This is a genomic window from Cellulomonas jepli, from assembly GCF_047229345.1.
Taxonomy (GTDB): Bacteria; Actinomycetota; Actinomycetes; order Actinomycetales; family Cellulomonadaceae; genus Cellulomonas_A.
In genome coordinates this window covers 1-22,026 of sequence record NZ_JBFTER010000086.1, presented here as the reverse complement: position 1 = coordinate 22,026, position 22,026 = coordinate 1, and the positions used below count along the sequence as shown (strand labels likewise).

Below are 22,026 nucleotides of genomic sequence, written 5' to 3'. Positions count from 1 at the left end.
GGCGGCCCCCGCGCGCAGCCCGCGCCCGCGTCACCTCCGCACCCGGGTCGCCGGACGCGCCGGGTCCGCCAGGCGCGCCGTGCTCACCACGGCCTCCGGTCCGCCATGAGCGCGCGGTACGTCGCCACCGCCTCGTGCGGGTCACCGTCGAACACCACCGCGCCGCCGTCCACGACGAGCACGCGCTCGGCCCGCTCGGCGGCGTCGAGGTCGTGCGTGACGAGCAGCACCTGCTGGTCGAGGCCGGCGAGCAGGTCGTCGACGGCCCGGCGCCAGCGCAGGTCGAGCAGCGTCGTCGGCTCGTCGCACACGAGCACCGAGGGCTCGGTCGCGAGCACCCCGGCGAGCGCGAGGAGCTGCTTCTGGCCGCCCGAGAGCGCGTGCACCGGGACCTCGGCCCGCTCCCCGAGCCCGAAGCGCTCGAGCACGGCCCGCGCACGGGCGTCCCGCTCGGCGGCGGGCAGCCGGAGCCTGCGCAGCGAGAGCGCGACGTCCTCGAGCGGCGTCGGCATGACGAGCTGCGCCTCGGGGTCGGTGAACACGAACCCGACGCGCTGCCGGACCGCGGGGCCGTCGCGCGACGTGTCGAGCCCGTCGACCCGCACGGTGCCCGTCGACGGCAGCGCGAGCCCGTTGACGAGGCGCGCGAGCGTCGACTTGCCCGAGCCGTTGGCGCCGACGACCGCAATCCGCCGCTCCGTGAGCCGGCACGTGACCGGTCCGAGCAGCGTCACGACGTCCTCGGACCGCCCGTCGTGCGAGGCGTACGCGGTGACGGTGACGGCGTCGAGCTCGATCATGGGGCCGGAGTCGCGGAGGTCAGCGGCGCGAGCGCAGCAGGTCGGGGAACGCCCGGAACAGCGCGGTGGCGACGAGAGCCGCGAGCAGGTTCTTGACCACGTCACCGGGCAGGAAGGTCGCACCCGCGAGGACGGCCTCGCTCGGCGACATCCCGAGGCGCCAGCCCATGACCGCGACCCCGAGCGGGTGGATCGCGACGAGGCTCGTGACCGTCGCGCACGCGAAGATCGCCCAGTACCGCCGCGCGGGGCTCAGCCGGCCGGCGAACCGCGTGACCAGGAAGCCGACGAGGGCCGCCGCGAGCACGAAGCCGACGATGTACCCGAACGACGGCTTGGCCACGACGGCGAGCCCGCCGGTGCCGCCCGAGAACACGGGCAGGCCCGCGAGGCCGACGGCGACGTAGAGCAGCAGGGCGAGCGCGCCGCGCCGGGCGCCGAGCACGATGCCCGTGAGCATCACGCCGAACGTCTGCAGCGTGATGGGGACGGCGAGCCCGGCGACCGGGATCGCCGGCAGGATCGCGCACACCGCGATGAACGCCGCGAACGTCGCGACGAGCGCGACGTCGGTGGCCGCGGAGGTCCGCGCGACGGGCAGCGCCGGCCCGTCGGCCGTGAGGGCTCCGGACGGCCGCCCGGAGGTGGGCTCGGGTGCGTCGGTCATGGGGTCTCCCTGGTGTCGGAGGCAGCGATGCCGGGCGGTGCGGGACTGTGCGGGACGGTCGGGGGCGGTGCCGGTCCGGACGTGGACCGGGTCCGGGCCGTGGACGCCCTGCTCGGCGTCGGTGCGCCGCGCCGTCGACGCCCGGACGAGGTCGGCGGGGCGCGGCCGGTGCAGCGGCCGGGCGCAACGCTAGCCGGTCGTAGACTTGGTCGCGTTTGTGCCCGCGCCCAACACCGGCGCGCGGCCTTCGGAGGAACACCACAGCCCGACCCAGTCCATCGGCGCGCCCGCTTCCCGTGCGGCGCGCCGGTCCCGGAAGGACCCCCGTGATCACTGCCCATGCCGTCGAGCTGCGTGTCGGCGCACGCGTGCTGCTCGAGGAGGCGACGTTCCGCATCGCCGCCGGGGACCGGATCGGGCTCGTCGGACGCAACGGCGCGGGCAAGACGACGCTGACGAAGACGCTCGCGGGGGAGACCCAGCCGTCGGGCGGGCAGATCACGCGCGCCGGCGAGATCGGCTACCTGCCGCAGGACCCCCGCACGGGTGACCTCGGCGCGCTCGCGATGGACCGCATCCTCTCCGCACGCGGGCTCGACGAGGTCGTGCGTGCGATGCGCGAGACCGAGGGCCAGATGGCGAGCGCGGACGACACCACGCGCGACACCGCGATGGAGCGCTACACGCGGCTCGAGGCGCGCTTCACGGCGGCCGGCGGGTACGCGGCCGAGAGCGAGGCGAGCCGCATCGCGGCGAACCTCGGCCTCGACGAGCGTGTCCTCGGGCAGACGATCGGCACGCTGTCCGGTGGTCAGCGCCGCCGCGTCGAGCTCGCGCGGATCCTCTTCTCGGGGGTCGACACGCTGCTGCTCGACGAGCCGACCAACCACCTCGACGCCGACTCGATCCTGTGGCTGCGCGACTACCTGAAGAGCTACCCGGGCGGCTTCGTGGTCATCAGCCACGACACCGAGCTGCTGCGCGCGACCGTGAACAAGGTGTTCCACCTGGACGCGAACCGCGGCGAGCTCGACCAGTACAACCTGGGCTGGGACGCGTACCTGCTGCAGCGCGAGACCGACGAGAAGCGCCGCAAGCGCGAGCGCGCGAACACCGAGAAGAAGGCCGCGGTGCTGCTCGCGCAGGCCGACAAGATGCGCGCCAAGGCGACCAAGGCCGTCGCCGCGCAGAACATGGCCCGCCGCGCCGAGCGCATGCTGTCCTCGCTCGAGGAGGTCCGGGTCTCCGACAAGGTCGCGAAGCTGCGGTTCCCCGAGCCGGCGGCGTGCGGCAAGACGCCGCTCACGGCCGAGGGCCTCAGCAAGTCCTACGGCTCGCAGGAGGTCTTCACCGACGTCGACCTCGCGATCGACCGGGGGAGCCGCGTCGTCGTGCTGGGCCTCAACGGTGCGGGCAAGACGACGCTCCTGCGCATGCTCGCGGGCCTCGCGCAGCCCGACACCGGTGAGGTCAAGGCCGGGCACGGCCTCAAGCTGGGGTACTACGCGCAGGAGCACGAGACGCTCGACCTCAGCCGCACCGTCGTGGAGAACCTGCGCTCGGCGGCGCCCGACCTGACGGACACCCAGGTCCGCTCGGTGCTGGGGTCGTTCCTGTTCTCGGGTGACGACGCCGACAAGTCGGCGGGCGTGCTCTCGGGCGGGGAGAAGACCCGGCTCGCGCTCGCGGCGCTCGTGGTGTCCTCCGCGAACGTCCTGCTGCTCGACGAGCCCACCAACAACCTCGACCCGGCGTCGCGCGAGGAGATCCTCGCGGCGCTGCGCGGCTACACCGGGGCGGTCGTCCTGGTCAGCCACGACGAGGGTGCGGTCGCGGCGCTCAACCCCGAGCGCGTCGTGCTGCTGCCCGACGGCGACGAGGACCTGTGGAGCCCGGCGTACCTCGACCTGATCTCGCTCGCGTAGCAGGTCGCCTCGGCAGTCGTACCCGGTTGCCGGGCGGTCACGCCGACACGGACCGGGCGTGGCGCGGTGGCGCTGACCGTGGACGTCAGCGCAGCTGGGCGTCGATCAGCGCGTCCTCGACGTCCTCGGCGCTCGGGCCGTGGTCCCGTCGTGCCGCCCGTGCCGTCCGAGGGGCGCGCGGCGGCGTGGGCGTCGTGCCGTCCTCGTCGGGCCCCGGTGCGCCGGGCGCGGCGGGCTCGTCCTCGTCCCCGACGCGCGCGTCGACGAGCTCGCGTCGCGCCATGACGCAGAACCCGACCAGCGCCCCGAGCGCGAACGTCCACCACTGGAACGCGTAGGACAGGTGGGACCCCGGGTCGGTGCTGGGCGCGGGCAGCGGCACGAGCGCCTGCGCCGGGGCGGGTTCCTCGTCGGCGAGCGCGCCGTACGCGCGGTACGGGGTCAGGCCGTCGAGCGCCGCACGGTCCGGCGCCTGGTCGAGCACCTGCGCGACCGAGATCGCCTGCACCTGACCGGCGGCCGCGGCGCGCGCGCGCGGCTCGTCGAGCCGGAGCCGGACGGTGACCTCCACGGGGCCGGCCGGGGGAGCGGGCACGTCGACGGCCGCCGAGCCGTCGGTCCCCATGCCGACGAACCCCCGGTTCACGACGAGCACCGCGCCCGGCTGCCCGCCGTCCTCGACCACGAGCGGGACGAGCACGTGGTACCCGGGCGTGCTCTCGACCGGCCGGTTGCGCAGCAGCACCGTCGCCTCGGGCAGGTAGCGACCGGTCACGACGGCGCGCCGCCACACGTCGTCCGTCCCGAGCGCGACGTCGGCCGACGCCAGCAGCTCCTCGAGCGGGACCGGCTCCGCGGCGTAGTTCCGCTCGACCACCTGGATCAGCGCGTCGCGCGCGACGTGCCGGTTCCACTGCCAGCGGCCCGCGAACGCGCAGCCCGTCGCGACGACGAGCGCGACGAGCACGAGCGCGAGCGCGCGGCGGGCGTGCGGGCTCACGGTGTCCCGGCCACCTCGAGCTCCGCGACGGGCACGGCGCCGCGCAGGAACCCGCGCACGTCGAGGTAGGAGCTCAGGTGCTCGCGGTGCTCCTCGCACGCGAGCCAGACCTTGCGGCGCTCGGGCGTGTGCAGCTTCGGGTTGTTCCACAGCAGGCCCCACGCGGCCTCGGCGCGGCAGCCGCGGCGCGAGCACACGAGCTCGTCGACCGCGTCGGGGGTGGGCTGCAGGAGGCTCATCGGGGTCCTCGGGATCCTCGGGGACGGCTCGGGTCCGGGTGGTCGGCGGCGTCGGACGGGCCGGTGCCGTCCTCGGGGCGCGCGCCGATCGCGCGGGGGTCCAGGTAGGTCGGCACGCGGTCGACGCGCTCACGGCCCGCGTTCGCGAACAGCACGGCGACGTAGGGCAGCACGACCGCGCCGACGATGAACAGCAGCGACACCCACGCGGGCACGACGCCCCAGAGGACCACCGCGAGCACGAAGCACAGGGTGCGGATGCCCATCTGCAGCAGGTACCGGCGCGTGCGCCGTGCGAGGTCGTCGGCGAGCGGTTCCGGCGCGGACGTGATGCTGATCACGTCGTCCGTCTCACGGCTCTTCCTTCTCACCTCACGATGGTAGTCCGGCGTCGTTGTGGGCACCCGACAAGGGCGGCGCGGCATCTCGCGCGCGGGCGTCACCGACACCCGGCCCGCGTGTCGGATACCGTCGGATCTCGTGCCGCAGACTCCAGCAGGTGAGAACGGACCCCGCAGCATCCTGGTCACGGGTGCCAACCGGGGCATCGGCCGCGCGATCGCGGAGCGCTTCGTCGCGTCCGGCGACAAGGTCGCCACGATCTACCGCAGCGGCGACCTCCCCGAGGGCGTGCTCGGCGTGACGGGCGACGTGCGGGACACCGCCGCCGTCGACGCCGCGTTCACCGAGGTCGAGGCCGCCCACGGGCCCGTCGAGGTGCTCGTCGCCAACGCCGGGATCACGCGCGACCAGCTCCTCATGCGTATGACCGACGAGGAGTTCGAGCAGGTGCTCGACGTCAACCTCACGGGCGCGTTCCGCTGCGTGCGCCGCGCGTCCAAGGGCATGATCCGGCTGCGCCGCGGGCGCATCGTGCTCGTCTCCTCGGTGGTGGGCCTGTACGGCTCGCCCGGGCAGGTCAACTACGCCGCGTCCAAGGCCGGCCTCGTCGGCATGGCACGGTCGATCACGCGCGAGCTCGGCGGCCGCGGGATCACCGCGAACGTCGTCGCCCCCGGCTTCATCGACACGGCGATGACCGCCGAGCTGCCCGCCGAGCGGCAGGACGCCTACAAGGCGTCGATCCCCGCGGGGCGGTTCGGGCACGCCGACGAGATCGCCGCCGCCGTGCACTTCCTCGCCTCGCCCGACGCCGCGTACGTCTCGGGGGCCGTCCTCCCCGTCGACGGCGGCCTCGGCATGGGCCACTGACCCCCTCTCGACTCGACCGGAACGGAACAGCACCCATGGGTCTGCTCGACGGCAAGAAGCTCCTCGTGACCGGCGTCCTCACGGACGGCTCGATCGCGTTCCACGTCGCCCGCCTCGCCCAGGAGCAGGGCGCGCAGGTCGTCCTGACCTCCTTCGGGCGCCAGTTCCGGCTCACGCAGGCGATCGCCCGGCGGCTGCCGGCCGAGGCGCCCGTCGTGCAGCTCGACGTCACGTCGGCCGAGGACCTGGCCGCGCTCGCGGACCGCGTGCGCGAGCTCGGGATCGACCGCCTCGACGGCGTCGTGCACTCGATCGGCTTCGCGCCGCAGTCCGTCATGGGCGGCAACTTCCTCGCCGGGGAGTGGGAGGACGTCGCCACCGCGGTGCACGTGTCCGCGTACTCGCTCAAGGCGCTCGCGGTCGCCGCGCAGCCGCTGCTCACCTCGGGCGGCTCGATCGTCGGCCTGACGTTCGACGCGCGCTACGCCTGGCCGGTGTACGACTGGATGGGCGTCGCCAAGGCGGCGTTCGAGTCGACGGCCCGCTACCTCGCGCGCGACCTCGGACCGAGCGGCGTGCGCGTCAACCTCGTCTCGGCCGGCCCGATCCGCACGACCGCGGCGAAGTCCATCCCCGGCTTCGAGGCCATGGAGGGCGGCTGGCCCGAGCGCGCGCCCCTCGGCTGGGACGTGCACGACCCCGAGCCGACCGCGCGCGCCGTCGCCGCGCTGCTGTCCGACTGGTTCCCGGCCACGACCGGCGAGATCGTGCACGTCGACGGCGGCGTGCACGCGATGGGTCTGTAGCCCGTGACCGGGACGTCGACGGCCGCCCGGCGGCTCGTCCTGCTGCGCCACGCGAAGGCCGAGCCCGGCGGGGTGCTCGACGACCACGTCCGGACCCTCGCGCTGGAGGGTCGCCGCCAGGCCGGCCTGGTCGGGGCGAGCCTGCGCGACGCGGGCCTCGTGCCGGACCTCGTGCTGTGCTCCTCGGCGGTCCGCACGCGCCAGACGTGGGACCTCACCCGCAACGCGCTCGGCACGGACGCGCCTGCGGTCGAGGTGTCCGACGAGCTCTACACCGCGGGCGCCCGCGAGCTCCTCGAGCTCGTCCGCTCGGTCGACCCCGACGCGCGCACGGTGCTGCTCGTGGGGCACGAGCCCACGGTCTCCCAGGCCGCCGCGCTGCTCGCGGGCCCGGGCTCGGACGAGACGGCGGTGCTGCGGGTGCGCACGGGCGTCCCGACGGCGAGCTACTCGGTGCTCGAGACCGACGCCGCGTGGGCGGCGCTCGAGCCCGACGGCGCGCGGCTGCTGCGCCTCGTGACGGCGGACTGACCGCTCCACCGGGTCGCGGCCTCCGGCGAGCGCGGGACGGCGGCCGAGCCCGACGGGTGGCGCCGAGCCCGGCGGGTCGCGCCGAGCCCGACGGGTGGCGCCGAGCGGTCGAGCCGGACCAGCCGAGCCGCGGTCGGCCGGCCCGCCGATCAGCGGGGCGTGCTCAGGCGAACGGCCCGAGCGCGAGCACCTCGTCGAGCCGCGCGCCGAGCACCGCGTCCGCCTGCGCGCACACGACGGGCTTGGCGTTGAACGCGACCCCGAACGCCGCGGCGGCGATCATGTCGAGGTCGTTCGCCCCGTCGCCGATCGCGACCGTGCGGTCGAGCGGGATCTGCTCGGCGGCGGCGAGCTCGCGCAGGAACGTGGCCTTGGCGGCCCGGTCCACGACGGGCCCCGACACGCGGCCCGTGAGCACGCCGCCCTCGGCCTCGAGCGCGTTGGCCCGGAAGCGGGTGATGCCGAGGCGGGCAGCGAGCGGGGCGACGACCTCGACGAACCCCCCGGAGACCAGCCCGAGCGGCCAGTCCCGGCGCGCGAGCTCCTCGACGAGCTCGGCGGCACCGGGGGAGAGCTCGACGGACGCGAGCACGTCGTCGAACACCGCGACGGGCAGACCGGCGAGCGTGGCGACGCGCGCGTGCAGCGACGCGGCGAAGTCCAGCTCGCCCCGCATCGCCCGCTCCGTGATCTCGGTGACCTCCGCACGGGTGCCCGCGTGGTCCGCGAGCAGCTCGATGACCTCGCCCGTGATGAGGGTCGAGTCGACGTCCATCACGACGAGGTGACGCGGGCGGACGGCGTCGGGGCGGGCGGCGTCGGCGGCAGGAACGGGGGTCACGCGAGGCAGGGTAGCCGTGGGGGCCGGGGCGCCGTCGTGGGCGTTCAACCCTCGTCGCACGCCGCCGGCCGACACCCGGACCGTGGAGGTCAGTCCTCGATGACGTGGCCCTTGGGGACGACCGTGATGCCCGACTCGGTGACGGTGAACCCACGGGCGAGGTCGTGCTCGCGGTCGAGCCCGATCCGGGCACGCTCCGGGACGATGACGTTCTTGTCGATGATCGCGCGGTGCACCTGGGCGTAGCGCTGCACGTGCACGCCGTCCATGAGCACCGAGTCGGTCACCTGCGCCCACGAGTGCAGGTACGTGCCGGGCGACAGGATCGAGCCCGAGACCGTCGCCCCCGAGACGAGAACGCCCGGGGAGACGATCGAGTCGGCCGCGTGGCCCAGGCGCCCCGGGCCCGCGTGCACGAACTTCGCGGGCGGCAGGCCCGTGTAGCCCGTGAACACCGGCCACGAGTCGTTGTAGAGGTTGAAGACCGGCTCGATCGAGATGAGGTCCTGGTTCGCGTCGTAGTACGAGTCCAGCGTCCCCACGTCGCGCCAGTAGTCGCGGTCGCGGTCGGTCGAGCCCGGGACGTCGTTCTTGATGAAGTCGTAGACCGCCGCCGTGCCCTTCTCGACGAACGCCGGCACGAGGTCCCCGCCCATGTCGTGGCGCGAGTTCGGGTCGGCCGCGTCGGCCGTGACGGCCGCGATGAGCGCGTCCGCGTTGATGACGTAGTTGCCCATCGACGCGAAGATCTCGTCCGGCGAGCCGGGGACGGCGACCGGGTCGCTCGGCTTCTCGCGGAACGCCGCGATGCGGACCGGGTCGCTCGGGTCGGTCTCGATGACGCCGAACTGGTCGGCCATCCCGATCGGCTGCCGGATGCCGGCGACGGTGATCTCCGCGCCCGACTCGACGTGCTGGTCGACCATCTGGGAGAAGTCCATGCGGTACACGTGGTCGGCGCCGACCACGACCACGATGTCCGGGCGCTCGTCCTCGATGATGTTGAGGCACTGGTAGATCGCGTCCGCGCTGCCGAGGTACCAGTGCTTGCCGACGCGCTGCTGCGCGGGCACCGGGGCGACGTAGTTGCCGAGCAGCGTCGACATGCGCCACGTCTTGGCGACGTGCCGGTCGAGGCTATGCGACTTGTACTGCGTCAGCACGACGATGTGCAGGTAGTGGGAGTTGACGAGGTTCGACAGCGCGAAGTCCACCAGCCGGTAGATGCCGCCGAACGGCACGGCGGGTTTGGCCCGTGCCGCCGTCAGCGGCATGAGCCGCTTGCCTTCCCCACCTGCGAGGACGATTGCCAGGACGCGCGGCGCTGCCATGGGACAGACCCTAGGCCTCTGTGGTTCCCGAGGCGAGGTGAACGCCGTGAAGGACTAGCGTGTCGCACGGTGGACGGGGGAGCCCCGGCCGGTGGAGAGGGGACACGATGCGAGTCGACCTGCTGACCAGGGAGTATCCGCCCCACGTGTACGGCGGGGCGGGGGTCCACGTGGCCGAGCTGGCGGCCGTGCTGAGGCGGAGCATCGACGTGCGCGTGCACTGCTTCGACGGTCCGCGCGAAGAGGCAGACGTGCACGGGTACGACGTGCCCGCCGAGCTCGCCGGCGCGAACGCCGCCCTCGCGACGATGGGCGTCGACCTGCAGATCGCCGCGAACCTCGAGGGCGCCGACCTGGTGCACTCCCACACCTGGTACGCGAACCTCGCCGGCCACGTGGGCGGGCTGCTCAACGGCGTCCCGCACGTGGTCTCGGCGCACAGCCTGGAACCGCTGCGGCCGTGGAAGGCCGAGCAGCTCGGCGGCGGCTACGCGCTGTCGAGCTGGGTCGAGCGGACCGCGTTCGAGGCGGCTGCGGGCGTGATCGCGGTCAGCGGCGGCATGCGCGCCGACATCCTGCGCAGCTACCCCGCGATCGACCCGGACCGCGTCCACGTCGTGCACAACGGCATCGACCTCGCGGGGTGGCAGCGGCCCACCGGCGACGAGGCGCTCGCGCAGGCCGACGCGGTCGTGCGCCGCCTCGGCATCGACCCGGACCGTCCGTCCGTGGTCTTCGTCGGGCGCATCACCCGGCAGAAGGGCCTGCCGTACCTGCTGCGCGCCGCCGACCTGCTGCCGCCCGACGTGCAGCTCGTGCTGTGCGCGGGCGCGCCGGACACCCCGCAGATCATGGCCGAGGTCACCGGGCTCGTCGACGAGCTGCGTGCGCGCCGCGGCGGCGGGGTCGTGTGGATCGAGCAGATGCTCCCGCGTCCCGAGCTCGTCGCGGTGCTCGCGGCGGGCACGGTGTTCGTGTGCCCGTCGGTGTACGAGCCGCTCGGCATCGTCAACCTCGAGGCGATGGCGGTCGGTCTGCCCGTCGTCGGCTCCGCCACGGGTGGGATCCCCGAGGTGGTCGACGACGGCGTCACGGGGTGGCTCGTGCCGATCGAGCAGGTCCAGGACGGCACCGGGACGCCGCTCGACCCCGAGAAGTTCGTCGCGGACCTCGGGGCGGCGCTCGTCGAGGCCGTCTCCGACCCGGCCCGGGCGGCCGAGCGCGGCGTGGCGTCCCGTCGGCGCGTCGAGGACCACTTCTCGTGGGACGCGGTCGCCGAGCGCACGATCGAGGTCTACCGGAGCGTGCTGGGGGCCTGAGCGGTCCGTGGGCCGCGTGCTGCACGGGGCCCACCGCTCGGCCCTCGGCGGAGCGGTGGAGCAGGACCGGCGCCGTCGCAGGACCGGTGCCGTCGCAGGACCGGTGCCGTCGAGGGACCGGTGCGCCGGGGTCAGAACGCGTCGGGCACGTGCGTCGCCGACGACATCGCGCGGCGGGCCGCCCGGTCGACCTCGCGGAGCGCCGTCGAGCGCTGGTCCGCCTGCCACAGGTTGACCGCGCCGCCGTCGTCGGCCGTCGCGAGCCGCACGATCGCCCGGAGGCGGGCTGCGCTCGCGAGCACGCGCACACGCCGGCCCTCGAGCGTCGGCGGCAGGCCCCAGCCGGGGTCGACGTCGCTGCGCAGGGCGGCGATCGCCTCGGCCGCGTCGGGCCGCCACCGGGCCACGTCGAGCGACGCGAGCGCCTCGGTCGCCTGGATGAGCGCGGTGCGCAGGTCTCGCTCGGCCTCGGCGAGCGTGCCGACCTGGCCGACCAGCGCAGGCCGCCAGTCCGGGACGCGCGCCACCTCCCACGTGACGAGGTGCCCGGGCTCGTACGCGCTGCCGAACTCCTCGACGTGCGGGACGGCGGCGAACGTCCCGTGCAAGCCGTGCACGAGCACGCACTCGCCGGCGAGCACCGCGGGACCGGCGACCGCAGCGGGTGCACCGCCCGGGTCCCCGGGCACGGGCAGCGCGGCGGCCGCGGCCCGGGGGCCGGCAGCCCACGCGGCGACGAGGTCGGGCAGCGTCGCGGCGGTCCCGAGGTCGGCGCCCTCGCCGACCCGGACGGTGTGCGGCTCGTCATCCCCCTGGACCGCGGTCACGGCTCGCTGGACGGGCGCCGAGCCCGAGCCGATCTCCTGCAGCCAGAGGGCGAGCAGCACGGAGCGCGGCAGGGCGAGCACCGAGTGATCCACCGGACCACGGTACGACGCGAACCGCCGTGATCCGGGCACGCCCCCGGTGACGTCGGTGCCGCTCGCGCCGACTAAGGTCGGTGCCCATGACCGACGTGCTCGACCTGCAGGACGTGTCCATCCGTCGCGGTACCACGACGATCCTGAACCGGCTCTCGTGGACGGTGCGCGAGGGTGAGCGGTGGGTGGTGCTCGGTCGCAACGGCGCGGGCAAGACGACCCTGCTCCAGGTCGCCTCGGGCCGCATGCACCCCTCGGCCGGGACCGCCGACCTGCTCGGCTCGCGGATGGGCCGCGTCGACGTGTTCGAGCTGCGCCCGCGCATCGGCCTGTCGAGCGCGTCGCTCGCGGACCGCATCCCGGCCGGGGAGACGGTGCGCGACGTCGTCCTGACCGCCGCGTACGGCGTCACGGGACGCTGGCGCGAGTCGTACGAGGAGCTCGACGAGAGCCGCGCGGCCGACCTGCTCGCGGCGTTCGGGGTCGCGCACCTCGCGGACCGCCGGTTCGGGACGCTGAGCGAGGGCGAGCGGAAGCGGACCCAGATCGCGCGCTCGCTCATGACGGACCCCGAGCTCCTGCTGCTCGACGAGCCCGCTGCCGGCCTCGACCTCGGCGGGCGCGAGGAGCTCGTGGCCGCGCTCGCCGAGCTCGCGGGCGACCCGCGCTCGCCCGTGCTCGTGCTCGTGACGCACCACGTCGAGGAGATCCCGCCCGGCTTCACGCACCTGCTCCTGCTGCGCGACGGCGAGGTGCACGCGCGAGGCCCGCTCGACGAGGTGCTCACCGCGGAGAACCTCTCCGGGGCGTTCGGGCTGGACCTCGTGGTGGAGCGCACCGGCGACCGGTGGACGGCGCGCGCCGCCGGCTGAGCGCACGCCGACGACCGGCTCCGACCGGCTCCGACCCGCGGCCCCGGGTGCGCGCGCGGTGGTGCGCTGCCGTCCCGCCGCGGTCGTGACGCGCTCCGACGGCACGAACGGATCAGCGTTCCCTCACGTCGGGGCAAAGCGATCGTCTAGAATCGTTCCGACGACGCGCGGTCGTGGCCACGCCGGCCACGGGCCCGTCGCGTCGCCGGCACCAGGAAGACGGTGAGTCGGATGAACGCCTGGCTGTGGTGGGTCGGCGCGGCGACGTTGCTGGCCATCGCGGAGATCCTGTCCCTCGACCTCATCCTGCTCATGCTCGCGGGCGGCGCGCTCGCCGGCGCCGGAGCCGCTGCGCTCGGGGCGGAGCTGCCCGTCCAGATCCTCGCGGCCGTGGTCACGTCCGTGCTGCTGCTGTTCGCGCTGCGCCCGTGGCTGCTGCGTCACCTGCGCGCCCGCATGCCGCTCGTCGAGACCAACGTCGCGGCGCTCGTCGGTCGCCCGGCGATCGTCGTGGCCACCACGACCGAGCTGGGCGGGCGCGTCAAGCTCGCGGGCGAGGTGTGGTCGGCCCGCGCCGCCGTCGAGGACGTCACGTACCCGCCCGGCGCGGAGGTGCGCGTGACGTCGATCGACGGCGCGACGGCCGTGGTCGCGCTCGCCGAACCCGCCTGACCCCAGCCCTGCCGCGGGCTCGCTGAGCCCGCGGACCCGAGCGCGGGCCCGCTCGCGCAGCCACCGAGGAGCACAGTGGACGAATCAACCGTCGGCCCAGGAACCATCATCGGCTACGTCGTGCTGGCGCTCGTCGCCGTGTTCGTCGTCGTGGCGCTCGCGCGGTCCGTGCGGATCGTGCCGCAGACCGTCGCGGTCATCGTCGAGCGGCTCGGCCGGTACTCGCGCACGATGGACGCCGGGCTGCACCTGCTCATCCCGTTCGTCGACCGCGTGCGCGCGGGTGTCGACCTGCGCGAGCAGGTCGTGTCGTTCCCGCCGCAACCGGTCATCACGTCGGACAACCTGGTGGTCAGCATCGACACCGTCCTGTACTTCCAGGTCACGGACCCGAAGTCGGCGGTCTACGAGATCGCGAACTACATCACCGCGATCGAGCAGCTCACGGTCACGACGCTCCGCAACGTCATCGGGTCGATGGACCTCGAGCAGACGCTCACGAGCCGCGACCAGATCAACGGCCAGCTGCGCGGGGTGCTCGACGAGGCGACCGGCAAGTGGGGCATCCGCGTCAACCGCGTCGAGCTCAAGTCGATCGACCCGCCGCAGAGCATCCAGGGCTCGATGGAGCAGCAGATGCGCGCCGAGCGTGACCGCCGTGCGGCGATCCTCACCGCGGAGGGTGTCAAGCAGTCGCAGATCCTCACCGCGGAGGGCGACAAGCAGGCCGCGATCCTGCGGGCCGAGGGTTCCGCGCAGGCGGCGATCCTCACCGCCGAGGGCGAGGCCCGCGCGATCCTCCAGGTCTTCGACGCCGTGCACCGCGGCGACGCCGACCCCAAGCTCCTCGCGTACCAGTACCTGCAGACGCTGCCGAAGCTCGCGTCGAGCCCGGCGAACAAGGTGTGGGTCATCCCGTCCGAGCTCACCGGTGCCCTGGGCCAGTTCACGAAGGGCTTCGCCGGTGCGTTCACGGGGGAGGACGGCGAGGCCGCCCCGACCCGTCCGCCCGGCACCTCCCCGCTCGGTGACGACCTCCCGCCGACGTCGCTCGTCGACCCGGCCGAGGCGCTCGCGCAGGCGCGGCGCGAGCTCGAGATCGCCACCGCGGACGCCACGAGCGCGGGGACCCTGAGCGGCCAGCCCACCGACCCGAACGCTGCCGCCGGGCAGCGCCCGACCGGGGCCTACGGGTACACGAAGCCGCAGCACGCCGCGCCGGGCGCCCCGGCCCCCGGGCAGGCCGCACCGCGTCAGGCGCATCCGAGCACCCCCCAGCAGGCCGGCCCGCAGCAGGCCGCGCCGATCGAGGAGGAGCCGCGCCCGTACGACGGGCCGCCCGCGCAGGGCTGACCGCCGCGGGGGACGGGGTCGGGCGGTGCACCGGGAGCCGGTGCACCGCCCGGCCCCGCTCTGCTCTGAGCCGAACACCCCGCAACCCGCTTGACCGCCCCTGACCAGCGGCGAAGGATGCACGGGTGCTCGTCCGACTCATCCGGCAGTACCTCGCCCCGTACCGGGGCGCCGTCGTGGCCGTGCTCGTCCTCCAGCTCGTCCAGACGCTCGCGACGCTGTACCTGCCGAGCCTCAACGCGGACATCATCGACAACGGCGTCGCGCGCGGCGACACGGCCTACATCCTGCGCGTCGGCGGCGTGATGCTCGGGGTGTCGTTGCTGCAGATCGTGTGCGCGGTCGCCGCGGTGTACATCGGGTCGCGCACCGCGATGGCGTTCGGCCGCGACGTGCGCGGCGGGCTGTTCACGCACGTGCAGGAGTTCTCGGCGCGCGAGGTCGGCCGGATCGGGGCACCCTCGCTCATCACGCGCACGACGAACGACGTGCAGCAGGTGCAGATGCTCGTGCTGCTGAGCTTCACGATGATGGTGACCGCGCCCATCATGCTCGTCGGCGGCGTGATCATGGCGCTGCAGGAGGACGTCACGCTGTCGTGGCTGCTCGTCGTCGTCGTCCCCGTCCTGGGCCTGACGGTGGGGCTGATCATCTCGCGGATGATCCCGTGGTTCCGCGCCATGCAGAAGCGCATCGACGCGATCAACCGGGTGCTGCGCGAGCAGATCACGGGCATCCGGGTCGTGCGGGCGTTCGTGCGCGAGCGGCGCGAGTCCGAGCGGTTCGCGGTCGCGAGCACCGAGCTGTACACCGCGTCGCTGCGGGTCGGCCAGCTCATGGCGCTCATGTTCCCCGTCGTGATGCTCGTGATGAACGCGTCGAGCGTCGCGGTGCTGTGGTTCGGCGCGCAGCGCATCGACGCCGGTCAGATGCAGATCGGTGCGCTCACCGCGTTCCTCAGCTACCTCATGTACATCCTCATGGCCGTGATGATGTCCACGATGATGTTCGTCATGGTGCCGCGCGCCGTCGTCTCGGCCGAGCGCATCGAGGAGGTCCTCGACACGCAGACCTCGGTCGTCCCGCCTGCGACCCCGCGCACGCCGGACCCGGGCCGGCGCGGGCACCTCGAGCTGCGCGGCGCCGAGTTCCGCTACCCGGGCGCCGAGAACGCCGTGGTGCGCGGGGTCGACCTCGTCGCCGAGCCGGGCCGCACGACGGCGATCATCGGGTCGACGGGTGCCGGCAAGACGACGCTGCTCAACCTCGTGCCGCGGCTCGCGGACGTAACCGCCGGCGCGGTGCTCGTCGACGGCGTCGACGTGCGCGAGCTCGACCCCGAGGCGCTGTGGACCGCGATCGGGCTCGTGCCGCAGAAGCCGTACCTGTTCAGCGGCACCGTTGCCTCGAACCTGCGCTACGGGAAGCCGGACGCGACCGACGACGAGCTGTGGCACGCGCTCGAGGTCGCGCAGGCGCGGGACTTCGTCGAGGCGATGCCCGAGCGGCTCGACGCCCCGATCGCCCAGGGCGGCACCAACGTCTCGGGCGGTCAGCGCCAGCGGCTCGCGATCGCCCGGGCGCTCGTGCGCCGGCCGGAGATCTACCTGTTCGACGACTCGTTCTCGGCGCTCGACTTCGCGACCGACGCCGCGCTGCGGGCGGCGCTGGTGCCCGAGACCCGGGACGCGACGGTCGTCATCGTCGCCCAGCGCGTCGCGACCATCCGGCACGCCGACCGCATCGTCGTCCTGGAGGACGGCGAGGTCGTCGCGAGCGGGACGCACCCCGAGCTGCTCGAGTCCTCGCAGACCTACCGCGAGATCGTGTACTCCCAGATCAGCGAGGAGGAGGCCGCATGACCGCCGCCGCACCGGCCCGTCCGGCGCACGCCCCCGCGCAGCGCGGGCACGGCCCGATGGGCTCGATGGGCATGCCCGGCGAGAAGTCGGTCAACTTCCGCGGGTCGAGCCGCCGCCTGCTGCACGTGCTGCGCCCCGAGCGGGCGTGGCTCGCGGTCATCGTCGTGCTCGGCGTCGCGTCGGTCGCCCTCGTCGTGACCGGGCCGTGGCTGCTGGGCCGGGCGACCGACGTGATCTTCGACGGGGTGCTCGGGCGTCAGCTGCCGGCGGGCGTCTCGCAGGCGCAGGCCGTCGAGGGGCTGCGCGCGCAGGGGCAGAACCAGCTCGCCGACCTCGTGAGCGGGACCGGCGCCGTGCCGGGCGTCGGCATCGACTTCGAGGCGCTGCGCGCCATCCTCGTGCTCGTGCTCGTCGTCTACGTCGGGTCGTTCCTGTTCGGCTGGCTGCAGGCGCGCCTGACGACGGGCGTCGTGCAGCGGACGGTCTACACGATGCGCGAGGAGGTCGAGGCGAAGCTCTCGCGCCTGCCCTTGTCCTACTTCGACCGCCAGCAGCGCGGCGAGGTGCTCAGCCGCGTCACCAACGACATCGACAACGTCGGCCAGACGATGCAGCAGACGCTCTCGCAGCTCATCACCTCGGTGCTCACGGTCGTCGGCGTGCTCGTCATGATGTTCTGGATCTCGCCGCTGCTCGCGCTCGTCGCGCTCGTCACCGTGCCCGTGTCCGTCGTGGTGACCGCGCAGATCGCGAAGCGCTCGAAGCCGCAGTTCGTCGCGCAGTGGGCGGCGACCGGCCGGCTCAACGCGCACATCGAGGAGATGTACACGGGCCACGCGCTCGTCAAGGTGTTCGGGCGCCAGCGCGAGGCCGTCGAGACGTTCCGCGTGCAGAACGACGAGCTCTACGACGCGAGCTTCAAGGCGCAGTTCATCTCCGGCACGATCATGCCCGCGATGGGCTTCCTCGCGAACCTCAACTACGTGATCGTCGCCGTGGTCGGCGGGCTGCGGGTCGCGTCGGGGGCGATCTCGCTCGGCGACGTCCAGGCGTTCATCCAGTACTCGCGCCAGTTCACGCAGCCCCTCACCCAGATCGCCTCGATGATGAACCTCCTGCAGTCGGGCGTCGCGTCCGCCGAGCGGGTCTTCGAGCTGCTCGACGCGGACGAGCAGACCCCGGACCCGGCCGAGCCCGCCCGGGTCGTCGCACCCGTGCGCGGACGGGTCGCGTTCGAGGACGTCTCGTTCCGGTACGACGACGACACCCCGCTGATCGAGCACCTCTCGCTCGTCGCCGAGCCCGGTCAGACGATCGCGATCGTCGGGCCGACCGGCGCCGGCAAGACGACGCTCGTCAACCTGCTCATGCGGTTCTACGAGGTCGATTCGGGGCGGATCACCCTCGACGGCGTCGACACCGCGACCCTGACGCGCGACGCCCTGCGCTCGCAGATCGGCATGGTGCTGCAGGACACGTGGCTGTTCGGCGGGACGATCGCCGCGAACATCACCTACGGCGCCGACGACGTGACGCCCGAGCAGATGGTCGCGGCGGCCGAGGCCACGCACGTCGACCGGTTCGTGCGCACGCTGCCCGACGGCTACGAGACGGTGATCGACGACGAGGGCGGCAACGTCAGCGCGGGGGAGAAGCAGCTCCTGACGATCGCGCGCGCGTTCCTCGCCGACCCGGCGATCCTCGTGCTCGACGAGGCGACGTCCTCGGTGGACACCCGGACCGAGGTGCTCGTGCAGCAGGCGATGGGGGTGCTGCGGGCCGGGCGCACGTCGTTCGTCATCGCGCACCGGCTCTCGACGATCCGCGACGCCGACGTCATCCTCGTCATGGAGCACGGGTCGATCGTCGAGCAGGGCAACCACGCGGAGCTGCTCGACGCCGGCGGGGCCTACGCGCGCCTGTACGCGAGCCAGTTCGCCGCGGCGGTCGCGTCGGCCGACTGAGGGCCGGGGCGCCCGGGCCGCTCCGGCGAGGGGCGGGCTGCCCGCGGGACCTCGGTCGTGGGCACGTGTCACTGGTGCCACCTACGCTCGTGCGGTGACGACTGCGCCGCCCACCCGCCCCGCCCGCGTCGAGCCGGTCCGGCTGCGGCGGGACCGGCTGACCTGGAGCCTCTACGGCTACTTCGTCGTGTGGGGCTGGTTCCTCTACAGCTTCAACCCCGCCGTCCCGCTGCTCGGGCGCGAGCTCGGGATCACCAAGGCCCAGGCCGGTCTGCACGGCACCGCGCTCGCCGTCGGCGCCGTGCTCGCCGCCCTCGCGATGCCGCGGCTCCTGCCGCGGTTCGGGCGCCGGACGACGCTCGTCGGTGCCGGGGTCCTCATCGCGCTCGGGACCGCGCTGCTCGTGACGGGGCCCGGGTTCGTGTGGACGCTCTCGGGCGTGCTCGTCATGGCGCTCGGGGCCAACGTCGCGATCAGCGCCGGGCAGGCCGGCCTCGTGCTGCACCACCGCGGGACGAGCTCGGCTGCCGTGACCGAGGCGAACGGCGTGGGCTCGACGGTCGGGCTGCTCGGGCCGCTCGCGGTCGGGGCGTGCGTCGCCGCGGGTTGGGGGTGGCGCCCGGCCGTCGCGGTCACCGGCGTGCTCGCGGTCGCCACGGCCGTCGTCGTGGGCTTCCTGCCGCGCCGCGGGGTCATGGCGCACCCCGCGGAGGACGCCTCAGCCGCGTCCGCCGCCGCGGCGTCGGGCGCCGTGGTCACAGCCCCGGCGGAAGGGGCGTCCGCTGGGCCGGGTCGTCCGGTGGTCGACGACGGGCAGCCGCCGGCGGCCCCGGACCGGGACGCCGCACGCGCCGCCCAGCCCGGAGCGGCCCGCGCCTCGTGGTGGTACCTCGTGGCCGTCGTCGCGACCCTCGGGGTCGAGAACGCCACCACCTTCTGGTCCGCCGACCTCATCACGCAGCAGACCGGCGCCCCCGCCGGGATCGCGACGGCCGCGACCGCCGGTCTCGTCGCAGGCATGTCGGTCATCCGGTTCGTCGTCGGCCCCCTCTCGCTGCGGATCGAGCCCGCGACGCTGCTCGCCTGCTCGTTCCTGCTCGCGATCGTCGGCTGGGCGGTGCTCTGGACGGCGACCGACCCGGCCGTCGCGCTCACCGGGCTCGTGATCGCCGGCTTCGGGTACGGCGCGCAGTACCCGCTGTCGATCGCGCTGCTGCTCTCGACCGCCGGCGGCGCCGCCGACCGCGCGCAGTCGCGGGCGACGTTCGCCGGTGGAGCGGCGATCGGCGTCGCACCGTTCGTGCTCGGGGCGCTCGCGGACGAGTTCGGCGCGCACACGGCGTTCCTGCTCGTGCCCGTCATGGCCCTGGTCGGTGCGTTCGCGGCGTTCATCGGGCCGCGCGTCGCGCGTGGACGGGCCCGAGCTGCGGGCGTGAGCGCGCCTGCCGGTCCGGTCGACGCGCAGGACCGCGGCGCGCACGCGGGATGATGGTGCCGTGCCGACGCCCGACCTCGTGACGCTGACCGACCCGACGGATCCCCGGCTCGCCGACTACGTCTCGCTGACCGACGTCGCGCTGCGCTCGCGCCACGAGCCCGAGAAGGGCCTCTACATCGCGGAGAGCTCGACCGTGCTGCGCCGCGCGCTCGCTGCCGGGCACCGCCCCCGCTCGGTGCTCGTCGCGCCCCGCTGGCTGCCGGACCTCGAGGAGATGCTCGCGAGCCTGCCCGACGACGGCACCGCGGTCCCCGTCTACGTCGCCGAGCCCGACGTGCTCGAGGCGATCACCGGCTTCCACGTGCACCGCGGTGCGCTCGCCGCGATGCACCGGCCGCCGCTGCCCGCGCTGCACGACCTGCTCGCCGGCGCCCGGGACGGTGCGGGGGCGCGCCGTGTCGCGGTGCTCGAGGACGTCGTCGACCACACCAACGTCGGGGCGGCGTTCCGGAGCGCCGCGGCCCTGGGGGTCGACGCGGTGCTCGTCACGCCGCGCTGTGCCGACCCGCTCTACCGGCGCAGCGTGCGGGTCTCGATGGGCACGGTGTTCCAGGTGCCGTGGACGCGGATCGACCCGTGGCCGGGCGGCATGGAGCTGCTGCACGACGAGGGGTTCGTGACCGTGGCGCTCGCGCTGCGCGACGACGCCGTGACGCTCGACGAGCTCGCGGCCGACCCGCCCGAGCGGCTCGCGCTGATCCTCGGTGCCGAGGGGGACGGGCTCAAGGCCGAGACGATCGCGACCGCGCGGCAGACCGTGCGGATCCCGATGGCGGGCGGGGTGGACTCGCTCAACGTCGCGGCGGCGGGCGCCGTGGCGTTCTGGGCGACGCGCTGACGGCTCCGCACGGGCGTGCGACCGCGGGACGCCGTGGTGCGGCGACGACGCGGGGTCGGATCGCGGCGTCGACGCGGGGTCCGATCGCGGCGACGCTCAGGCCCGTGCCGTGCCCGGGGTCAGACCGAGCACTCGCACACGAGGTTGTACTCCACGACCTGGTCGCCCTCGTCGGGCCGGGCCCACGCCTCGGCCTCGGCGCGGGAGCCGAACCGCCGACCGGCGAGGCGGCCGTTGGCCAGCAGCACGCCGACCTCGATCTGCTCGCGCGGGTCGTCCAGGTCGACGGCGGGCGCGGCGGTCGGGGTCGTCGTCCCCTCCGCGACGGCGGTGCCTGTGGGGGTGCTCATGGTGCCGGCCTCCGCTCGATCTCGGTCGTGCGGCGCTGCCTCCCGCGCACGCACCTGACCAGTATGCGCCGCCGGTCAGAACGCGTTCACGGTCAGGACGGGGCTGTCGGCCGTCGTCGTGACCGGACCGAGGCCGACGTACCGGATCTCGACGTGCGCGACCAGCTCGTCGGGCTGCGGGACGCTCGGGCCCCAGCCGCCCCACCCCCCGCCGGGCGTCGCCCGGTCCTCGTCGAGCGTCCCCGCGTCGACGGTGAGCTGGCGCGTCCGGCTGTACGTCGACTGACCGGTGGTCACGGGGATCGCCTGGCTCGGGAACGTGTGCAGGACCACGTCCGTCGCGGTCCCCTCGTCGTCCCCGACGACCTGGACCCGCTCCTCGAACGCCAGCCCGTGGTCGGCGAGATGGAGCTCGAGCGCCGTCAGCGTCAGCGTGTAGCTCACGGTGAGCGTGACGTCGGCCCACGTCTGCCCGGCGAGCGCGAGCGTGCAGCCCGAGATGGTCGGCATGGGCCTCTCCTTCGTGTCGACAGCACCTACAGCACGGTGGCACCGCCCGCTCCCGTGGTGCGGGAGCCGCCGGGGCAGCGGTCGGGGACGGGTCGGGTGCCTGACGGGTGCACCCCTGGTGCCTCGCAGGGCACAGGTCGGGAGCCGTCGGTCGGGTCTCGTCGCAGGCCTGTGGCGGGCCGCCGGGACGGGTGCGTCGGTGAGCACGAGGGCTCCGGCGCGGGGAGGATGGGCGAGGTCGTCGCGCGACGTCCCCCCGGCACCGCGTGTCCGTGGTGCTCCCCAGCGGTCGAGGAGGTCGTCGTGGTCTCGTTCAAGGCACTGGTCTGCCGGGTCCTCGGGCACGACGCGACGAAGGTGCCGCGCGACGACGAGGGCGGTGGGTACGCGTACGAGTGCCGCCGGTGCGGGGTGGCCGGCATCCGGCCCTGAGCGGGGTGCGGGCCGCCGGACGGGCGTCGGGCGCGGTGCGGTCCGGTCGGTGGCCGGCGCGAGGCCGCGGCGGCAGGCTCGCAG

23 protein-coding genes are annotated in these 22,026 nt (G+C 74.3%); 13 read left to right on the top strand and 10 right to left on the bottom strand.

Annotation, left to right across the window (positions count from 1 at the left end):
• Nucleotides 1–83: 83 nt before the first annotated feature.
• Both AB6N24_RS17380 and AB6N24_RS17375 read right to left on the bottom strand, forming a co-directional pair.
• Nucleotides 84–800, bottom strand: coding sequence for an energy-coupling factor ABC transporter ATP-binding protein (locus tag AB6N24_RS17380; RefSeq protein ID WP_412870645.1), 717 nt, complete (start codon nucleotides 798–800; stop codon nucleotides 84–86).
• Nucleotides 801–819: 19 nt separating this feature from the next.
• Nucleotides 820–1,467 (bottom strand): biotin transporter BioY, encoded by a 648-nt coding sequence (locus AB6N24_RS17375; protein WP_412870644.1) that lies wholly within the window; start codon nucleotides 1,465–1,467, stop codon nucleotides 820–822.
• Nucleotides 1,468–1,793: 326 nt separating this feature from the next.
• Here AB6N24_RS17375 and abc-f point away from each other — a divergent pair, with 326 nt between their 5' ends.
• The gene (gene abc-f / locus AB6N24_RS17370; protein ID WP_412870643.1) at nucleotides 1,794–3,392 is read left to right on the top strand and encodes a ribosomal protection-like ABC-F family protein; all 1,599 of its coding nucleotides are present in this window, start codon (nucleotides 1,794–1,796) and stop codon (nucleotides 3,390–3,392) included.
• Nucleotides 3,393–3,477: 85 nt separating this feature from the next.
• Here abc-f and AB6N24_RS17365 read toward each other — a convergent pair whose 3' ends face one another.
• The 3 genes from AB6N24_RS17365 to AB6N24_RS17355 are packed head-to-tail and all read right to left on the bottom strand — an operon-like array spanning nucleotide 3,478 to nucleotide 5,002.
• Nucleotides 3,478–4,392: an SURF1 family cytochrome oxidase biogenesis protein gene (locus AB6N24_RS17365; RefSeq protein ID WP_412870642.1), complete on the bottom strand. Its 915-nt coding sequence runs from the start codon at nucleotides 4,390–4,392 to the stop codon at nucleotides 3,478–3,480.
• Nucleotides 4,389–4,631: a hypothetical protein gene (locus tag AB6N24_RS17360; protein ID WP_412870641.1), complete on the bottom strand. Its 243-nt coding sequence runs from the start codon at nucleotides 4,629–4,631 to the stop codon at nucleotides 4,389–4,391. Before AB6N24_RS17360 ends, AB6N24_RS17365 begins: the two co-directional genes overlap by 4 nt.
• Nucleotides 4,628–5,002, bottom strand: coding sequence for a DUF3099 domain-containing protein (locus AB6N24_RS17355; protein ID WP_412870640.1), 375 nt, complete (start codon nucleotides 5,000–5,002; stop codon nucleotides 4,628–4,630). Before AB6N24_RS17355 ends, AB6N24_RS17360 begins: the two co-directional genes overlap by 4 nt.
• A gap of 109 nt (nucleotides 5,003–5,111) precedes the next feature.
• On the opposite strand from AB6N24_RS17355, the gene fabG reads away from it, so the two are divergent.
• From fabG to AB6N24_RS17340, 3 genes are read left to right on the top strand one after another with little or no spacing between them, the layout of a single operon-like run.
• Nucleotides 5,112–5,843 carry a 3-oxoacyl-ACP reductase FabG gene (gene fabG / locus AB6N24_RS17350; protein WP_412870639.1) on the top strand — a complete coding sequence of 244 codons (732 nt, stop codon included), beginning with the start codon at nucleotides 5,112–5,114 and terminating at the stop codon, nucleotides 5,841–5,843.
• A gap of 35 nt (nucleotides 5,844–5,878) precedes the next feature.
• On the top strand, nucleotides 5,879–6,649 hold the full coding sequence (gene fabI / locus AB6N24_RS17345; RefSeq protein ID WP_412870638.1) for an enoyl-ACP reductase FabI: 771 nt from the start codon (nucleotides 5,879–5,881) through the stop codon (nucleotides 6,647–6,649).
• A 3-nt stretch (nucleotides 6,650–6,652) separates the two neighbouring features.
• Nucleotides 6,653–7,180, top strand: a complete 528-nt coding sequence (locus AB6N24_RS17340; protein WP_412870637.1) for a SixA phosphatase family protein — start codon at nucleotides 6,653–6,655, stop codon at nucleotides 7,178–7,180.
• Nucleotides 7,181–7,343: 163 nt separating this feature from the next.
• Here AB6N24_RS17340 and serB read toward each other — a convergent pair whose 3' ends face one another.
• Both serB and AB6N24_RS17330 read right to left on the bottom strand, forming a co-directional pair.
• Nucleotides 7,344–8,021: a phosphoserine phosphatase SerB gene (serB, locus tag AB6N24_RS17335; protein WP_412870636.1), complete on the bottom strand. Its 678-nt coding sequence runs from the start codon at nucleotides 8,019–8,021 to the stop codon at nucleotides 7,344–7,346.
• Between the two features lie 89 nt (nucleotides 8,022–8,110).
• A complete protein-coding gene (locus AB6N24_RS17330; RefSeq protein ID WP_412870635.1) occupies nucleotides 8,111–9,352 on the bottom strand; it encodes a glucose-1-phosphate adenylyltransferase in 1,242 nt (413 codons plus the stop codon).
• 107 nt (nucleotides 9,353–9,459) lie between these two features.
• Here AB6N24_RS17330 and glgA point away from each other — a divergent pair, with 107 nt between their 5' ends.
• Complete coding sequence (gene glgA / locus AB6N24_RS17325) at nucleotides 9,460–10,671, top strand: glycogen synthase (RefSeq protein ID WP_412870634.1); 1,212 nt, start codon at nucleotides 9,460–9,462, stop codon at nucleotides 10,669–10,671.
• A gap of 131 nt (nucleotides 10,672–10,802) precedes the next feature.
• Here glgA and AB6N24_RS17320 read toward each other — a convergent pair whose 3' ends face one another.
• Nucleotides 10,803–11,591, bottom strand: a complete 789-nt coding sequence (locus tag AB6N24_RS17320) for a hypothetical protein (RefSeq protein ID WP_412870633.1) — start codon at nucleotides 11,589–11,591, stop codon at nucleotides 10,803–10,805.
• 86 nt (nucleotides 11,592–11,677) lie between these two features.
• Between AB6N24_RS17320 and AB6N24_RS17315 the strand changes: the two genes are divergently transcribed.
• From AB6N24_RS17315 to AB6N24_RS17285, 7 genes are all read left to right on the top strand, one after another.
• Nucleotides 11,678–12,463, top strand: coding sequence for an ABC transporter ATP-binding protein (locus tag AB6N24_RS17315; RefSeq protein ID WP_412870632.1), 786 nt, complete (start codon nucleotides 11,678–11,680; stop codon nucleotides 12,461–12,463).
• 231 nt (nucleotides 12,464–12,694) lie between these two features.
• Complete coding sequence (locus AB6N24_RS17310) at nucleotides 12,695–13,135, top strand: NfeD family protein (RefSeq protein ID WP_412870631.1); 441 nt, start codon at nucleotides 12,695–12,697, stop codon at nucleotides 13,133–13,135.
• Between the two features lie 75 nt (nucleotides 13,136–13,210).
• Nucleotides 13,211–14,488 (top strand): SPFH domain-containing protein, encoded by a 1,278-nt coding sequence (locus tag AB6N24_RS17305; RefSeq protein WP_412870630.1) that lies wholly within the window; start codon nucleotides 13,211–13,213, stop codon nucleotides 14,486–14,488.
• 125 nt (nucleotides 14,489–14,613) lie between these two features.
• Nucleotides 14,614–16,350 carry an ABC transporter ATP-binding protein gene (locus tag AB6N24_RS17300; protein ID WP_412870629.1) on the top strand — a complete coding sequence of 579 codons (1,737 nt, stop codon included), beginning with the start codon at nucleotides 14,614–14,616 and terminating at the stop codon, nucleotides 16,348–16,350.
• Nucleotides 16,347–18,314, top strand: a complete 1,968-nt coding sequence (locus AB6N24_RS17295; protein ID WP_412870628.1) for an ABC transporter ATP-binding protein — start codon at nucleotides 16,347–16,349, stop codon at nucleotides 18,312–18,314. The genes AB6N24_RS17300 and AB6N24_RS17295 overlap by 4 nt, the downstream gene beginning before the upstream one ends.
• A gap of 94 nt (nucleotides 18,315–18,408) precedes the next feature.
• The gene (locus AB6N24_RS17290) at nucleotides 18,409–19,803 is read left to right on the top strand and encodes an MFS transporter (RefSeq protein ID WP_412870627.1); all 1,395 of its coding nucleotides are present in this window, start codon (nucleotides 18,409–18,411) and stop codon (nucleotides 19,801–19,803) included.
• Between the two features lie 7 nt (nucleotides 19,804–19,810).
• Nucleotides 19,811–20,650: a TrmH family RNA methyltransferase gene (locus AB6N24_RS17285; RefSeq protein WP_412870626.1), complete on the top strand. Its 840-nt coding sequence runs from the start codon at nucleotides 19,811–19,813 to the stop codon at nucleotides 20,648–20,650.
• Nucleotides 20,651–20,769: 119 nt separating this feature from the next.
• On the opposite strand, the gene AB6N24_RS17280 is transcribed toward AB6N24_RS17285, so the two are convergent.
• Together AB6N24_RS17280 and AB6N24_RS17275 are read right to left on the bottom strand one after the other, a co-directional pair.
• Complete coding sequence (locus AB6N24_RS17280) at nucleotides 20,770–21,000, bottom strand: hypothetical protein (RefSeq protein WP_412870625.1); 231 nt, start codon at nucleotides 20,998–21,000, stop codon at nucleotides 20,770–20,772.
• Between the two features lie 75 nt (nucleotides 21,001–21,075).
• The gene (locus AB6N24_RS17275) at nucleotides 21,076–21,510 is read right to left on the bottom strand and encodes a hypothetical protein (protein WP_412870624.1); all 435 of its coding nucleotides are present in this window, start codon (nucleotides 21,508–21,510) and stop codon (nucleotides 21,076–21,078) included.
• Between the two features lie 303 nt (nucleotides 21,511–21,813).
• On the opposite strand from AB6N24_RS17275, the gene AB6N24_RS17270 reads away from it, so the two are divergent.
• The gene (locus tag AB6N24_RS17270; RefSeq protein WP_412870623.1) at nucleotides 21,814–21,942 is read left to right on the top strand and encodes a hypothetical protein; all 129 of its coding nucleotides are present in this window, start codon (nucleotides 21,814–21,816) and stop codon (nucleotides 21,940–21,942) included.
• The last annotated feature ends 84 nt before the right edge of the window (nucleotides 21,943–22,026 follow it).